Raw genomic sequence first — 16,508 nt, 5'->3', positions numbered from 1 at the left:
ATGACTCATTTAGCGATAACGTGTGACTTTGCACATGTAAAACCCGCCAGATGATCACATCGTGATTCTGGCTCTAACCTTGGGTCGTATCGCCTTATGACTATTTCCCGCAGGAAGTTATTTAGTTGGCTGGTGCCTTCAGCTGTGGCGGGTTGGATGGGGGGACGCGCAAACGCCGCGCAACCGACCCAACACACGCAGGCCGCTCAGGCGCAGTTAAACACGGCCGCTTCATTGAAAGAGTTAACCACCCAAACTGGCGCAGGCCTTACCGGTTACGGAGTCAGGCAGCCCTATAGCAAAGGTACCGTCGGCGCAAAACTCTATAACTTTATCACCATTGAAGACTTTGCCGATGAGAACAGCGCGGCGGGTGATTGGAGTACAGCGATTAGAGCCGCGGTTGAATTTGCTGCTAACGCAGGAATTCACGACGTTTACGGCACCGGCAACTATGAGATTAGTAAACCGGTGGTGCTGTCAGGCGCAGTATTAGGTAATAAAGGTCTTAACTTAAGCCTTTCACACCTGGTAGCCAGCAAAAACTGGCCGCGCAACACCACGTTATGGGACGCGACGCCGATGATAATCATCGGCGATCAGGTTCAGGTCAGCGGATTGAATCTGCGCATTAATATGCTTAACGGTGGCGGTCGTGCCGACGGCATTCGCGCTAACGGTGCTGGATTCGCGCTTTCTCATCTTCATATCGGTGATGCGCGAGAATGCATTAGAGTGGTTGCCAATGGCGAACAGACTTGGCCCAATGCCTCGGTGCAGCTTACCGGCGACTTTTGGACCGATAACTGGCTCGCCATTTATCTCTCACGCGGCACCAAAGGCACCGCGCCCATCTCCGAAGCGTGGAAAATAGACGTGAAGTTTATTGCCGCCAACCGCTACGGGGGAATACTGCTCCGAGGTGGCTCACAGTACGCCCAAATAGCCGGTGACCATGACTATAATGGCCGCTACCTTTCAATGTTACGTGTTGATAGTCTTGAGGGCCTGACGCGCGGAACAAAGGTTAAGGGGAGCCGGGGCAGCGGTGAAATCCTCACGGCATTCCAGGACCAGCATCAATTCTGGGTAGCCATTATGGAACCACGGGATGTGTCGGCTCCAGAGGGTAAAAGCAGTTATTCGGCGGGTGAAACGCTAACCTCAAGCACTAAATCTTCGATTAAACGCAAGATTTTAGAGGTACACCGCGCCGCCGATAATGAGTCTGGCACTAACTTTATCGATATTCTTCACGATTTTGAAGGCGAGCCTTTTGCACGAATACAGGCCACTATCGGTTACTGCAGCGGTATTTATGGCAGTTTAATGTTCACCTCTTTCATTACTGCACAAAACAGCTTTTCGGCGCTAACCGATAATATACGTGGCTTGGGGGTGTCGAGTTCAGGAACTATTCTTGCACTTTATAACCGAGCAGAGAGTGACACCGCTTTTGCAAATATCACCGCCGACTATGTTAATTTCCAGAAAAAACTTTATATGGGGGCGCATTTATATGAAGGTATCGGTACTGCACAAGTCATAGGCCGCTCTTCATCAGAATTCACCACTCTATTTAGCCTGAATGAATTTCCTGAAGACCGCTATCTTCAAGAGTTAAATCTGTATAAGGTTTACATCAAGACTAATGTACTTGGTGTTGCAGGGGAGTTTTTGGTTAATCTCACTTCGGACCCTTCCGTTAAGGAGCCGATGGTCGCTCAAGCAGTGCTTTGGAATCAGTCAGCTTTCGCCTGGCGAGTCTCTGGATATGATTTCCAGGTCAGGCAAGACTCCGTTGACCAACTGCAATTTGTTGCCAACATATTACGCGTCTAAGGGTTAGGAATATTATGCTGACAGCAAATACTACAATATCAGCCAGTGTTGGTAAGAAAAGGAACCTTTATATCGACTTATACCCTTGAAGCAAACGGCCTATGCCGGAAGTGGCTGTTTGGCTACACCCTGAGCTGCTAGCATTTGTTTATACAAAAATTCCTATTAAGCAAAATTCCATAACCAAATTGATTGCGGGATTAACATGTCAGAAAAACAAGACGCAACATTAGCCAAGATAGAGAAAAATTCCAACAATCTGGACTTGGGGCGCTTATATGGCGCAATACTTGACGATCGTTGGCTGGTAGCAATTACCGTAGCCGTTATGATGGTGTTTGGCGTAATTTTCTACTTCTTCGCCACGCCAATTTACAGTACTGATGCCATGGTGCAGGTTGAAAGCACCGGCGGGAACGCGCTGCTTAGCGATATTTCCAAATTCCTGCCTAATGCCGAACCTAAGTCAGATGCACAAATCAAACTGATTAAATCCAAGCTGGTGCAATTCAAAACCATCAAGGATCTAAATCTCGATATTGAACATCAAGAACACTTCTTCCCAATATTTGGTAAGGGATGGGCGCGAATGACTCACCAACAGGTGAGCTCGTTGTCTATCAATAAACTCGATGTTCCTTCGAATATGCTTAATCAGTTATTGGTCTTCACCGTCACTGGCCCGAATACTTACACCTTAAGCTTTAATGACAAGACGCTGCTGCAGGGTACTACCGGGCAAGAGCAGTCCGCCAACAATATTACTATCAACGTTGATACGCTGAATGCCGCTCCGGGCAGTGTTTTTACTGTTCGTAAAGTTCCTATGCGCGATGCCTATGACAGGCTGGTCGACAGCTTATCTGTGCAGGATGCGGGTATCGACACCGGCGTTATCCAGCTTGGTATCAAGGGTGAAAACCCAGAGCGCGACCAGGCCGTGCTTAACAGCATTGCCAGCAACTATCTTTTGCAGAACGTTGAGCGTAACTCGCAGGAAGCGGCAAACAGCCTGGCCTTCCTTAAACAACAGTTGCCGATGGTGCGCAGCGAGCTTGATTCCTCAGAAGATAAGCTGAACGCTTACCGCATGCAGCGTGATTCAGTCGACATGAACCTCGAGATTCGTTCCTCTCTCGACACCATGGTCAACCTGGACAACTCACTGAATCAGCTGACTTTTAAAGAAGCAGAGATCTCGCAGCTTTATACGCCTGAGCATCCAACCTACCGCGCGCTTATCGACCAGCGCAAAGTGCTCGAGAATGAGAAAACCGCGCTGAACAAGAAAATCAGCCAGCTTCCTCAAACTCAGCAAGAGTTAATGCGCCTGACGCGTAACGTCGACTCTCAACAAGAGATCTTCATGCAGTTGCTGCGCAAACAGCAAGAGCTGGGTATCAATAAAGCCAGTACCGTGGGTGACGTACGTATCGTTGACCACGCGACGTCTGAAATTGCTCCAGTCTTCCCGAAATTTGGTCTGATTGAAGTCATGGCTGCTATCCTGGGTGCTTTGATGGCCGTTATCTTTATTATCATGAAGATAATGATGCGTCGCGGTATTGAGGGGGCACGTGAGCTTGAAGAGCAAGGGATCACCGTTTACGCCAACGTACCTTTCGCGACCAACCTTTCTCGTTTAGCAAGTATTCCATTCATCAATACGTTGGGTGGGAAGAACAAGAAGGCCAAGAAGTCACGCGAAGTTCTCGCTATTACCGACCCAGCAGACCTGACCGTAGAATCACTGCGTAGCCTGCGTACCAGCCTGCACTTCGCCATGATTGAGGCGAAGAACGACATTCTGATGATTACCGGTGCCGTACCTCAGGCAGGTAAGAGCTTCATCTCTGTCAACCTGGCGGCCGTTATTGCTCTGACGGGTAAAAAAGTACTGCTGATTGACGCGGACATGCGTCGTGGCTCAGCGCATGAATATTTCGGCTTTAACCCGCGCGTCGGTCTGTCAACGGTGCTTTCGGGCCAGCAGTCAATTGAAGAAGTGCTGCACGAGACTGAAATTCCCGAGCTGCAAGTGATAACCCGTGGCCGTACTCCGCCGAACCCGGCAGAGCTTCTGACCAGCAAGCGTTTTGAGGATTTACTTGAGTGGGCCAACCAGAACTATGACCTTGTCGTTATCGATACCCCGCCTGTTCTTTCGGTAACTGACGCCAGCATCATCGGTCAGATAGTCGGTACCACCATGATGGTTGCGCGCTTTGAGCTCAACACCGTTAAGGAAATTGAAGTCAGTATTAAACGTCTGGAACAAAGTGGCGTGAGCGTGAAGGGCTGTATCCTGAACGCCATCGTACGCCGCTCGGCGAACTACTACAGCCAGAACTACAGCTATGACGCGTTCTACACTTACGAATACAAACGTCATATCGATAAAGACTAACGTCTCCCACGTTTAGTCTCACGCCAGTCTGGAAGTATCCGCTATACGGTACTTCCAGACTGGCATTTTTTTTGATCAATCGTCATGACTTTCCGGATAGAACGTTAACCATGAAACAATACATAGCGAAGATATTCAGCAGCGATTTTTTACGTAAAATATCGTGGAATCTGCTGGGGTACGCCCTGCCGGTGATTGTCGCTATTATCATGATCCCGGTGGTAATGAGGCATACAGGCCTGGAACGTTTTGGCGTGCTTACGCTGATCATTGTTCTTATCGGCTCAATGACTGTGTTTGATTTCGGTATTACCCGCTCGGTGACCAACTCGGTCAGAAAATATCTGGATGAGAAAAACGACCGCGCCATGCTAACGGTGGTGAAAACCGGCTGGCTGATGATAACCTGCGTGCTATTGGTGATATCGGCGCTGTTTTGGTTTAAAAGTCAGTGGATTGCCACGCATTTCTTTAACGTGTCAAACCAAGAGATCCGCGATGAAATTGCCGCCAGCATGAAGGTGGTCGCCTTTAGCCTGCCGTTTGTTATTGCTCAAACTATTTTTGTCGGCGTCATGGAAGCCTTTGGTGCTTTTAAAAAAATAAGCCTCGGTAAATCACCCTTTTCGATACTGATGTATCTGGTACCGATGATTATCTCTTTTTATACCCCGAATTTGTTCTATATTACGCTCTCACTTTGCCTGCTGCGTTGTATTATGGCGGTGGCGTTTTATCTGATGATGTGCAGCGAAATACGCAAGGTCACGCCAATATCATTAATGAGCATCGCTCCCACGCGTCATATTGCACTGGAGTTGGCAAAATACGGCGGTTGGGTTTCGGTGGGCAATATCATTGCACCGATCATGCTGTATATTGACCGATTCTTTGTCGCCGGGATCGTGGGTGCCAGCGTATTTGCCTATTACACTACGCCGTATGATGTAGTTTCGCGGTTAGCGATTGTGGCAGTTAGTGTGTGCGGCGTTTTATTCCCCATGCTGGTGACTAAGATTGCGCAGGATGTCCGCAGCGCTAATTCATACTTTAATAAAGTGATGCTGGGAATTTTTGCGATATTAATTATCCCGGCCGTGGCGGGTATTTTTCTTTCGAAGTGGTTTTTGTCGGTGTGGATCAATCCGGATTTTGCCGAGCATTCATGGATAATTTTCTCCATGTTTTTGGTGGGCTACTTGCTGCATGGCCTTATTCAACCGGCTTTTGTCTGGATCCAGGCCAGCGGTAAACCGTGGATTATTGCCTGCTGCGAAATTATCGATTTATCGATGTACGTGATTTATCTGCCGTGGATGACCCATCATTACGGAATAATTGGAGCGGCCAGCGCGTGGAACTTCCGCATGTTGCTGAACCTGGTGGTCTTACATATTCTTCGCTACGTGCTGTATAAACGCGACCTGAGAAAAAGCACCGGCCTACAGCCGGCGATGTAAAACGCTAGCCCGTGGGCGACTGTCCAAAGGCATTGACGTTGCAGCAAACACCCAAGGTACCCACCGCTGCAACGTCAAGAACGCAGGAGATTTTATTTGTCGCCGAAATGAATGACGGTGCGAATGGATTTACCCTCGTGCATCAGGTCAAACGCTTCGTTTATGCTTTCAAGCGGCAGCTTGTGGGTAATGAACGGGTCGAGTTTGATTCTTCCCGCCATCGCATCTTCTACCATCCCCGGCAACTGCGAGCGGCCTTTAACGCCGCCGAATGCAGAACCGCGCCATACGCGCCCTGTGACTAGCTGGAATGGACGGGTTTTAATTTCCTGACCTGCTCCTGCCACACCGATAATTACACTTTCACCCCAGCCTTTATGACAGCACTCTAACGCAGCGCGCATCACGTTCACGTTGCCGATGCACTCAAAGCTGAATTCCACGCCGCCGTCAGTCATTTCTACAATAACGTCCTGGATAGGTTTGTCGAAATCATTAGGGTTAATGCAGTCAGTTGCCCCCATTTCGCGTGCCAGCTCAAACTTGCCGGGATTGGTGTCGATGGCGATAATACGCCCTGCCTTGGCCTGCACCGCGCCCTGAATTGCCGCAAGACCAATCCCGCCCAGTCCGAAGATGGCAACATTGTCACCCTCTTTCACTTTTGCCGTGTTGTGCACCGCACCAATACCGGTGGTCACGCCGCAGCCCAGCAGGCAGACTTTCTCCAACGGCGCTGCGGGATTAACCTTGGCCAGAGAAATCTCTGCCACCACGGTATATTCGCTGAAGGTGCTGGTGCCCATATAATGATAAATCGGCTGGCCCTGATAGGAGAAACGTGTGGTGCCGTCCGGCATTAATCCCTTACCTTGGGTGGCGCGCACTGCCTGACACAGATTAGTTTTACCCGATTTACAGAATTTGCATTCACCGCACTCGGCGGTGTAAAGCGGGATCACATGGTCGCCGGCCTGAAGCGTAGTGACGCCTTCGCCCACTTCCACCACAATACCGCCGCCTTCATGGCCTAATACCGCCGGGAATACGCCTTCAGGGTCATCGCCAGACAGCGTGAATGCATCGGTATGGCAAACGCCGGTGTGGGTGATTTTTACCAGCACTTCCCCTTTTTTGGGTGGCGCAACGTCAATTTCGACAATTTCAAGAGGTTTGCCGGGACCAAATGCTACGGCTGCACGTGATTTCATAATGCTTCCTAATCGATTGATAACGAATAGCTTCTCTGCCAATTGGCGAGACGGGTTATTTTAAGTAAGAGCGGATAAGACCTGAGATTTCATCGGTACACTGCGTTCTTTGGTCAAGCGTGGGTTCACCGGTCAAGAGGGCATCCTTGAGGTGGATCTCTATCATTTCAGCTAATAGACCGTTTGCAGCACCACGAATGGCGGCAATTTGTTGCAGCATAGCCACACAAGGTACGTCGCTGTTCAATGCGCGTTCCAGAGCCTCTACCTGTCCGCCAATGCGTCGGATACGCGTTAAAACCTTTTTTTTATCTTCTGCTGAATTAGGCATTCGCGATGTCTCTTATACTATAGGGGGGTATAGTATATTTGTTGTTGATAACTGGCAACAACAAGTGTAGCTAAATTCAAGCGAACTATTAATCCCGCTTTGTATTCAACCACTGTAATGCATTGCTGGCCGCTAACACTTTTCGAGTTAATGCCATATCAATCTCGGAGATGAAATCATCGGCGATTTTTTTTCCTTGCTCACGCACTGCATCTGGGTCGTTTTCCAGACCAAGTGGCTTCAGTTCTTCGTTCAATTTCTCAGGGGTTATCGTCTCTAGTGCCTGATACTTATGTTCAACAGCGCGTTCATAGCTAGGTTTATCAATGCGTTGTATCGCACATATCCATGCCGACCACTGTGAGAACCACAGTGGAAAGTTGTTATTCTCGGCTCTAATAACGCGATCGTAGGCTGACAGAAGTTCCAGACAGGTAATATTCGCCACATCAAAAGACATCATTTCATCGGTGAATGAGGTCAGTTGAAGAGAGGTTCGCAGCTTCACCTGATAGGCCAGGTAAATGTCAATTTCATCAATGAATACGTCACTCTTTTTTGCCAACGAGACCAATTTTTCCTGCGCGATGATTTCGAGCTGTTCAAGACGAAACATTTTTCGGCCTAGCAAAATTAATTCAGACAACCGGTTGTCATATTTACCGCCTTCAACCTGATTCACGATGAGCGCTTTCTGCATATCATTGAAGGCCAAGGCCACGCGATCTTCACAGCTTTCGGTCGCCCCTTTCGCTATCAAAAACGTCATTCTGCGCAGGTCAGGATCCAATGCAAGGGTTCCTAACCAACTTGCAACTCGATGCTTAAACGATGACACCTTCCTGACGCTCTCAGTTTTGCCTAATCGCCGCAAAAATATTTTAAATGCGTGCGCGTTCTCCTCAAGCTCAATGGCGTTCCAGTTCGGCTCCACTTGGCGCCTGCCCTCCTCCGGCAGCCATTCTGAGACTTCTGCAAACAGCGATTCTTGCCCCATAAGAATGGGCAGATAGGGCGACGTGAATATGATGATGGCTGAACGGTGGCTCGGCTGCTGTACCAGCGACTCCAGCCGTAAGCAGCTCGTATAGGTTAGCGGGTTGTTATTGAGGTTTATCGAGCAGTGGCGTGGCAATGAGTTTATGTTATCAGGGAGTGTGGAGATTAGGTTGCCGTTTAAGTTTAAAATTCTTAACCTCGGGGGATAGTTCTCCTTCAGTGCCACGATACGGTTTTCACTCGCGTTAATACGTCTCAATGTTATTGGGATGTGAGCCGGTAAGTCACGGATAATATTGTCATTGACGTACAGCGTTCTCAAAAACGGCGGTAACGTTTCAGGCAACGCGTCCAGATTATTGTTACTTAAGTCGAGCATGATTATTTTGTGCGGTAACAGCGCTGATAAGTGATTAATCTGGTTAAAACAGGCATCCAAATTACGTAATTTCTCAGGCAGCGCCGAAAGCACTGTCAGCTGATTATAGCTTACGTCTAATCGAGTTATTCCCGCGGGCCATACTGCGGGTAACGTCGTGACTCGGTTGCCCATAGCGTTAAGCAAAGTGATATTGGGGGGCAGTTCCGGCGGCAGCTCAGTCAACCCCAGCCCATTTATCTCCAACTCAACGGTATTTCTTTGAAGACAATCTTTCATTCTTGCCACACAAACATCACGCTGCTCGCCAGCCCCTTCTTTGGATTTTTTCTGCCAGTCATCCCAAATTGAAAAATAATCGGCATGACTTTTCTCCTGCCCCGTCACTGCATTTATCTGAGACCGAGAAGATGAGGGCGAATTGAGTGCGACCGAGAGTAAATTCGAATAAACATTGGGTGCGATCATAGGATTAAAATTGTTGCCCTGATAAGGATTTATAGATTATGAATAGGGCAGTATGCGTGAGGTTTGATACGGTTAATTTCAAATTCCGCTTAATTTTACAAGCTTTTGAGCTTACTTCGCGGAGCCTAAGCTGATTTATTGGGTAATGATGAAACTTGCCAACAACGATATTCTTTTCCACCGCGGCAGCCTGCTTGACGCGGAGGGCATGATTTTTGACTCTTACAGTCTCGAACAGGATGCGGAAATTAGGGGCAATTACTACGCCATGTCGCCAGAGATAGGCGTGGCCAACGCTTCACAGTGGCCTTTTAGCGTGGACTATGCGTCACAACACAGGCTGCATATTATCAATGGAATGGGAGTATCGCTTGGGGATTCGATTATCGGCCTAACGGCCATTAGGGCACTGCGGTATTTGAATCCTCAGCTTGCTACCACCCTTTACCGCCCTGCTAAAGCCCCTGACTACGTTGAACAACTGTATCGACTTGCCGACAGCATTGTGACTCAATGTCGACCTCTACCTTTCTCATTGCAGGCGATTGACGCGCGGGATGTGCGCATTGATATTGGCAATCACGTGTTCTGGCCCGACTTTTCGACGCTGCCGATGATTGATTTTTTTCTTACTGCGCTAGGCGTGGATCCCAAAGAAATCCCCGATGAATGGAAACGCAATACTTGGCTACAGGAGTTGGCATTGCCTTGCCTACCGTCCCCATGGAATAACAGAGACTATGTGCTGTTTTGCCCACAGGCAAGCACGCCAATCCGCACTATTCCCGCCGAAGTCCACGCGCATGTGATCGAAAAACTGTGGCAGCAGTACGCGCTACCAGTATTGGGATTTGGCGATGTGAACCACGCGCAATATATTGATATCAGAAATCTTTCGCCTGATACGGGCCATTTTCTGGCGTGGATCAAACATGCCTCGGCGATGCTGACCTGTGATTCGGCGGCGGTACATGCCGCAGCGGGTTTTGATATTCCGACGCAGGCCTATTTTACCTCTATCGAGCCCGAGCTGCGGATACGAGATTATCCGCGCTGTCAGCCTGTTTTCGTCGCCGTGCCTGAGCTTGCGCATCTGCACAGCAGCGCACAGGCTTCACACATCGAGTTAGTAAAATTAGCGTATCAGCGGGTAATAAACGGCAACTTAACTCCCTGAATAAAAGGAAGACGGATTGGAATACACGACGACCCTATGGCAGCACGGCGATTACGCCCTTACCTCCGATAAGTCGACACTCGATCGACCGTTTATTCACGCCTTTTTAACCCGTTCGACCTGGGCAAAGGGCATCAAAAGCGAGGTGGTTAATACGGCGATTGATCACAGCCTGTGCTTTGGCCTTTATCATCTGGGTAAGCAGATCGGCTTTGCTCGGCTGGTAACCGACTTTGCAACATTCGGCTATTTATGTGACGTCTTTGTGATTGAAGAGTATCAGGGAAAGGGACTGGCGCGATGGATGATGTCGGCGTGCCTGGAGCACCCGACGCTGATACAGCTCCGACGTATTATGCTGGTGACCTCCACTGCCGCCGGACTGTATGAAAAAGTCGGTTATTCGGCAGTAAACGCTGAAAACTTCGTCTGGCAAATTAATCGACCCGATATTTATCAGCAGGGTGAGTGCTTTTAACCCTATCACCCTGTAAATATAAGGCCAGCCCTCGCGGACTGGCCTTTTTTACACTTAATGATTATCTGGACCGTGAAGTAATGATGTCATCCGCCACGTTGCGCGGCGCTTCGGCATAGTGGTGAAACTCCATAGTGTAGGTTGCTCTGCCCTGCGACATTGAACGAAGCACGGTGGAATAACCAAACATCTCTGAGAGTGGAACTTCGGCTTTAATAAGCTTACCGCCGCCGCCGAGGATCTCCTCCATGCCCTGCACCGTTCCGCGCCGTGAAGAGAGGTCTCCCATCACGCTACCGGCGTAGTCTTCGGGTGTTTCGACCTCTACGTGCATCATTGGCTCAAGGATCACCGGGCTGGCCTGTCTGGCCGCCTCTTTGAAACCAAAGATTGCCGCCATTCTGAAGGCCATTTCCGACGAATCCACCTCGTGATAGGAACCAAAGGTCAGTGTCACTTTGACATCCACCACCGGATATCCGGCCAAAATGCCGTTGCTCAACGCCTCAACGACGCCCTTTTCTACCGCAGGGATGAACTCACGCGGCACCACGCCGCCTTTGGTGGCATCGACAAACGCAAAGCCTTTACCGGACTCCTGAGGCTCGAGTGTAAACACCACGTGGCCGTACTGCCCTTTGCCCCCAGATTGGCGAACAAATTTGCCATCAACGTCTTCCACTTTCTTACGCACGGTTTCACGATAAGTCACCTGCGGCTTGCCGATATTGGCCTCAACGCCGAACTCGCGCTTCATGCGGTCAACGATTATCTCAAGATGAAGCTCACCCATGCCGGAAATGATCGTCTGCCCTGATTCTTCGTCGGTACGAATGCGAAACGACGGATCCTCCGAGGCTAAGCGCTGAAGTGCAATGCCCATTTTTTCCTGATCGGCCTTGGTTTTTGGCTCAATTGCCTGGGAAATAACCGGCTCAGGAAACTCCATTTTAACCAGCGTTATCAGTGCAGTTGGGTCACAGAGCGTTTCACCGGTGGTAACGTCCTTCAGCCCCACGCAGGCGGCAATATCACCGGCGCGTATTTCGTCTACCTCGTGGCGTACGTTAGCGTGCATCTGCACGATACGGCCAATGCGCTCTTTCTTGCCGCGAATTGGGTTGTAGACGCTGTCCCCCTTGGACAACACGCCAGAATAGACGCGCACGAAAGTCAGTTGGCCGACGTACGGGTCGGTCATCAGCTTGAACGCCAACGCCGAGAACTTTTCGCCATCGTCCGCCTGACGATGAATTTCATTACCGTCTTCATCACTGCCCACCACAGGTGGAATGTCCAGCGGTGAAGGCATCAGCTCGACGACTGCATCCAGCATGCGCTGAACGCCTTTGTTTTTAAACGCGCTGCCACACAGCATCGGCTGAATTTCACCGGCGATGGTGCGCTTACGCAGGCCGAAGGTGATTTCATCCTCACTTAAATCCCCCTCTTCGAGATATTTAGTCATCAACTCGTCGGACGCTTCGGCCGCGGACGCAACCATTTTCTCTCGCCACTGTTCGGCGCTAATCAGCAGCTCGGCCGGTATAGGCGCATAGTTGAACGTCATGCCCTGCGTGGCGTCGTCCCAATAAATGGCACGCATTTTACGCAAGTCAACCACGCCAGAAAAATGCTCTTCGCTGCCGATAGGGATAACTATCGGCACCGGATTCGCCTTCAACCTGTCGACCATCATCTGCCGTACGCGGAAAAAATCGGCGCCCTGACGATCCATTTTATTAACGAAGGCCAGACGAGGAACCTTGTATTTATTGGCCTGACGCCACACGGTTTCCGACTGCGGCTGCACGCCGCCTACCGAGTCGTACACCATTACCGCACCGTCGAGGACGCGCATCGAGCGCTCCACCTCAATGGTGAAGTCAACGTGCCCAGGCGTGTCGATTATATTGATACGATGCTCGTCGAACCCGTGGTCCATCCCCTGCCAAAAACAGGTTACCGCCGCTGAGGTAATCGTAATGCCACGCTCTTGCTCCTGCGCCATCCAGTCCGTTGTTGCTCCACCGTCATGCACTTCACCCAATTTATGGTTCATGCCGGTGTAGAACAGGATGCGCTCGGTGGTGGTCGTTTTACCGGCGTCGATGTGTGCTGAGATACCAATATTGCGGTAGCGCTCAATAGGAGTTTTGCGAGCCATATAATGTCCTTAGTAGAGGATGGCTAATGGTTAAGGCGGGAACTGTTTCCCGTCGACGTGTCTATGTATTGATAGAACGCAAACATACTACAATTGTACGAGTATATACGAACAATAGTTATTTGCTATCAGTGTTATCGCTCTAGGCTTAAGCCTGGCCGTTGCATCGCAAAGAGTGTGTGGGCTATGATCCGGTTTCAAAAAGGGCGACCATGCGCCTTTTATCAAGATCTATTGAGTATCGAACAGGAAAACTATGATTGCCAACCATCCGGAACGTGAGCAGATCCGCTTAGAAAATGTTTTGACTGCGTTGGGAAATCCCTTGAGGTTGGCGGTGGTGCAAAGGCTGGCCAATGGCGGTGAACACCCTTGCGGTACCCTACTGCAAGGGTTGTCCAAGTCAACGCTGACTCACCATTGGCGGGTGCTGCGTGAGAGTGGGGTTATCTGGCAGCGGCCGGACGGGCGCGCCAATCTACTGTCGCTGCGTCGCGAAGATCTGGACGCACGTTTTCCTGGCCTGCTCGACTCCCTGCTGCACGCGGTCGAAAACGACAGCATTACGCTGGAGTCCACCGCTCGCCATCTGCCTGAAAACAACGCGCAAGAAAAATAAACGCTATTTCGCCTCATCAAGCTGACTTTTCACCAGCGCGCAGAACGTATTGATCATCGCCGAACTTTGTTGATCTTTGCGCTGCGCCACCTCTTTACGCTGCGCCAAGTAGAGCGGCGCGTGCAGTTCGGCGGCGTTTGACAGCGGTAAATACACCACGCCGTCACCCCCTAATCTGACCATACAGGCGGGCACGATTGAGACGCCGAGCCCTGCACCGACCAGGCTCAGGCACGAGGTTAAACGCGGTGCCTCCTGAATAATGCGCGGACTGAATCCCGCCCGATAACAAGCCGCCAGAATTGCATCGTAAAGCCCCTGGCCCGCCGGGCGTCGGTATAAAATAAACCCTTCATTATTGAGACTATTTAGCGCTATAGGACCGCCTGTATCCTGAGCCAGTGGATGCCCAACCGGCAGCGCAACCATCATCGGCTCCTGTAAAATTCGCTCAATTTTCAGCTCAGGCATGCCCAGCACCGGTGTGCGTACAAACGCCACGTCCAGGGTTCTGTTGACCAGCGCCTGCAAAAGTTCTGTACTACCAGACTCTTCAAGCTGTGCGGTCACCAGCGGATACACCTCGCGATAGCGGCGCAGCACATTGGGCACAAACGCATGCAGAGCGGCCGAACTGGTGAATCCGATACGAATATTACCCTGCTTGCCCTCGGACGCTCGCTGCAGGGTGGCATTGAGATTTTCGGCACGCTGGAGCAGTAATTTCGCTTCTTGAAATAGTATCTTACCTATCTCTGTCGGCTCTACCCCACGCGGTAAGCGCTCAAGTAGCTTAACGCCAAACTCCTCCTCAAGGCTCTGCAATAGTCGGGTCAGTGGCGGCTGTTGAATGTACAGACGTTGTGCCGCACGAGTAATATTGCCTTCTTCAACCACAGTTACAAACGCGCGTAACCGCCTCAGTTCAATATCTGCCATACCTTAAAGGTATCCTTTATGTTCTTTAAATGAATTAGACATACTGACATATCAACTGGCATCATACTTAAAAAGCATACCTCAATTAACTATTTTTATAACCGAGCGTATTCATGTCAGCACCTTTGAATAGCAATGTCAGCCACGAAAATCTACCCGCTCATTCAGGCATCACGCCGAACTGTCGCGAACTTTTCATTGGTTTTTTTATGTTGGGGTTAACCGGATTTGGCGGCGTATTGCCGATGGCGCGGCGAATGATCGTGGAGAAGAAAAACTGGTTAAGCGGCGACGAGTTTACTGAGTTGCTGGGCCTGTGCCAATTTTTACCCGGTGGCAACATCATTAACCTGTCAGTCGCGCTAGGTAATGAATTTCAAGGTCTTAAGGGGGCATTGGCGGCGATCCTTGGACTTATTTGCGCCCCCACCGCCATCGTTGTCGGTCTCGGACTGGTTTATGCCCGCTATCAAAATGACGTGGTGGTTGAACATCTGTTTGCTGGTCTCGCCGCCGGCGCGGCAGGCCTGCTGCTCTCTACAGGCATCAAGATGCTGTTGCCGCTTAGAGGAAAATGGTTGCAGCTGGCTATTGTGACGCTCGGGGTTATCGCCATCGCCGTACTGCGTTTACCGATGCTCTCGGTGATGCTGGTTCTGGCCCCCATTAGCATTCTGCTGTTCTGGAGAAGTCAAAAATGACCGGCATCCTCATTACCTTGGCGCTGCTGTTTACCCAGCTTTCAGTGATGGCATTTGGCGGCGGTAACACGATTCTGCCTGAGATGCAGCGTGAAGTGGTGCAGAATCACCACTGGATGAGTGCCCAAGAATTCAGCGCCCTTTTTGCGCTGGCGCAGTCTGCACCTGGTCCGAACATGATGATTGTGCCGCTGGTAGGGTGGCAGGTTGCCGGATGGGCCGGCTTGCTGGTGTCATCCTTGGCAAAATTTGGTCCATCGTCGATTATCACGCTTATCGTAATGGGCGGCTGGAAACGCTACAAAGATAAACCCTGGCGTCGCATAGTCCAAAGTGGACTGGTGCCGGTTACCGTGGGGTTGGTTATATCCAGCGGCCTGTTAATCGCTAAGGCTTCGGCCACCAGCGTCATGCTTGCCGCTGTTATCGCCCTGTGTACGCTGCTGGCGATGAACAAGAAAATTCATCCACTTTGGGTATTGGCGCTTGGCGCCGTACTCGGACTGGTGCTGGCCTAAAGCGTTTCTTAATCCAGTAAAACCGCGTTGCGACAATCGACAGGTAGCCTCAGGGATGAAGCTCTTGTCGGTTGACCCCGTCCCAATCTCAAAACTTTATCCCAATTACAGGCAGTTGAGCGTTAACAAGGAGCAGGCGTATGTCAGTGAACGATGTCGGATTCAGCCATATTGCATTACAGGTTAAAGACCTCAAAAAAAGCATCGAATTTTATCAGCGCTATGCGGCAATGCAGATTATCCATCAGCGTGAGCCCGGCATAGCCGAGGCACAAAAGGTGGCCTGGCTGTCAGATTTAACCCGTCCTTTCGCACTGGTGCTGGTGCAGTCACAAACCACCGTCGACACCCCGTTGGGTCCCTTTGGCCATCTTGGCATCGCCTGCAGTAGCCGCGAAGAAATTGACGCTAAGGTAAAACTTGCTGAACAGGAAGGCGTTCTGCGCCGAAAAGCACAGCAATCACTGCCACCGGTAGGCTACTGGGCATTCTTCACCGATCCAGACGGCAACACGCTGGAACTCTCCTACGGTCAGCAGATTGGCATGGAAATCATTGCCGCACGGCAGTCCACACTCGGCTAAAATATCGCGCGATACCCCCTCCTATTACCGCGTTTTTTTGTCTTCCCCTCTTAGCAAAACGCGACAGAAATTTGTCGTGTAATGTCTTATGAAAAAAACCACCCTCCTTCAATAAATCAGGATTGCCAAAGACCTTAGCTGTCAATAAATGTTGGGAAATGTCACTAATTATATTAAATAATAATGATACTACTTATCATTTCGTTTACCATGCTTGCGTTTTGGCGT

The 16,508-nt window shown here is 50.2% G+C and carries 14 protein-coding genes; 9 read left to right on the top strand and 5 right to left on the bottom strand.

Translation table 11 applies throughout. From position 1 onward, the window contains the following. Window positions 1-96 precede the first annotated feature (96 nt). The 3 genes from BS639_RS16700 (at window position 97) to BS639_RS16690 (ending at window position 5,709) form a co-directional block, all read left to right on the top strand. Entirely contained in the window at window positions 97-1,842 is a 1,746-nt protein-coding gene (locus BS639_RS16700; RefSeq protein ID WP_084983676.1) for a hypothetical protein, read from the top strand. A gap of 205 nt (window positions 1,843-2,047) precedes the next feature. After that, window positions 2,048-4,249, top strand: a complete 2,202-nt coding sequence (locus BS639_RS16695; RefSeq protein WP_055780446.1) for a polysaccharide biosynthesis tyrosine autokinase — start codon at window positions 2,048-2,050, stop codon at window positions 4,247-4,249. A gap of 110 nt (window positions 4,250-4,359) precedes the next feature. Next, on the top strand, window positions 4,360-5,709 hold the full coding sequence (locus BS639_RS16690; protein ID WP_055780449.1) for an oligosaccharide flippase family protein: 1,350 nt from the start codon (window positions 4,360-4,362) through the stop codon (window positions 5,707-5,709). Window positions 5,710-5,801: 92 nt separating this feature from the next. On the opposite strand, the gene BS639_RS16685 is transcribed toward BS639_RS16690, so the two are convergent. From BS639_RS16685 to BS639_RS16675, 3 genes are all read right to left on the bottom strand, one after another. After that, window positions 5,802-6,920, bottom strand: a complete 1,119-nt coding sequence (locus BS639_RS16685; protein WP_055780452.1) for an S-(hydroxymethyl)glutathione dehydrogenase/class III alcohol dehydrogenase — start codon at window positions 6,918-6,920, stop codon at window positions 5,802-5,804. Between the two features lie 55 nt (window positions 6,921-6,975). Continuing rightward, window positions 6,976-7,251 (bottom strand): metal/formaldehyde-sensitive transcriptional repressor, encoded by a 276-nt coding sequence (locus tag BS639_RS16680; RefSeq protein WP_055780457.1) that lies wholly within the window; start codon window positions 7,249-7,251, stop codon window positions 6,976-6,978. Window positions 7,252-7,339: 88 nt separating this feature from the next. After that, window positions 7,340-9,097 (bottom strand): NEL-type E3 ubiquitin ligase domain-containing protein, encoded by a 1,758-nt coding sequence (locus BS639_RS16675; RefSeq protein ID WP_084983675.1) that lies wholly within the window; start codon window positions 9,095-9,097, stop codon window positions 7,340-7,342. Window positions 9,098-9,242: 145 nt separating this feature from the next. Here BS639_RS16675 and BS639_RS16670 point away from each other — a divergent pair, with 145 nt between their 5' ends. After that, window positions 9,243-10,274, top strand: coding sequence for a glycosyltransferase family 9 protein (locus BS639_RS16670; protein ID WP_206601163.1), 1,032 nt, complete (start codon window positions 9,243-9,245; stop codon window positions 10,272-10,274). Window positions 10,275-10,290: 16 nt separating this feature from the next. Further along, the gene (locus BS639_RS16665; RefSeq protein ID WP_055780462.1) at window positions 10,291-10,752 is read left to right on the top strand and encodes a GNAT family N-acetyltransferase; all 462 of its coding nucleotides are present in this window, start codon (window positions 10,291-10,293) and stop codon (window positions 10,750-10,752) included. A gap of 61 nt (window positions 10,753-10,813) precedes the next feature. On the opposite strand, the gene fusA is transcribed toward BS639_RS16665, so the two are convergent. Then, window positions 10,814-12,919: an elongation factor G gene (fusA, locus tag BS639_RS16660; protein ID WP_055780465.1), complete on the bottom strand. Its 2,106-nt coding sequence runs from the start codon at window positions 12,917-12,919 to the stop codon at window positions 10,814-10,816. 256 nt (window positions 12,920-13,175) lie between these two features. Here fusA and BS639_RS16655 point away from each other — a divergent pair, with 256 nt between their 5' ends. Continuing rightward, a complete protein-coding gene (locus BS639_RS16655) occupies window positions 13,176-13,538 on the top strand; it encodes an ArsR/SmtB family transcription factor (RefSeq protein ID WP_055780468.1) in 363 nt (120 codons plus the stop codon). A gap of 3 nt (window positions 13,539-13,541) precedes the next feature. Here BS639_RS16655 and BS639_RS16650 read toward each other — a convergent pair whose 3' ends face one another. Next, window positions 13,542-14,477, bottom strand: a complete 936-nt coding sequence (locus tag BS639_RS16650) for a LysR family transcriptional regulator (RefSeq protein WP_055780473.1) — start codon at window positions 14,475-14,477, stop codon at window positions 13,542-13,544. A gap of 113 nt (window positions 14,478-14,590) precedes the next feature. On the opposite strand from BS639_RS16650, the gene BS639_RS16645 reads away from it, so the two are divergent. The 3 genes from BS639_RS16645 to BS639_RS16635 all read left to right on the top strand — a co-directional run bounded on the left by BS639_RS16645 (window position 14,591) and on the right by BS639_RS16635 (window position 16,280). Continuing rightward, window positions 14,591-15,178, top strand: coding sequence for a chromate transporter (locus BS639_RS16645; protein ID WP_055780474.1), 588 nt, complete (start codon window positions 14,591-14,593; stop codon window positions 15,176-15,178). Then, window positions 15,175-15,696 carry a chromate transporter gene (locus BS639_RS16640; RefSeq protein WP_055780478.1) on the top strand — a complete coding sequence of 174 codons (522 nt, stop codon included), beginning with the start codon at window positions 15,175-15,177 and terminating at the stop codon, window positions 15,694-15,696. The genes BS639_RS16645 and BS639_RS16640 overlap by 4 nt, the downstream gene beginning before the upstream one ends. A 140-nt stretch (window positions 15,697-15,836) precedes the next feature. Continuing rightward, window positions 15,837-16,280: a VOC family protein gene (locus BS639_RS16635; protein ID WP_055780482.1), complete on the top strand. Its 444-nt coding sequence runs from the start codon at window positions 15,837-15,839 to the stop codon at window positions 16,278-16,280. Window positions 16,281-16,508 lie beyond the last annotated feature (228 nt).

Origin of the sequence: Rouxiella silvae, from assembly GCF_002093625.1 — a bacterium.
GTDB classification, from domain to species: Bacteria; Pseudomonadota; Gammaproteobacteria; order Enterobacterales; family Enterobacteriaceae; genus Rouxiella; species Rouxiella silvae.
This window is presented reverse-complemented; position numbering and strand designations above follow the sequence as displayed.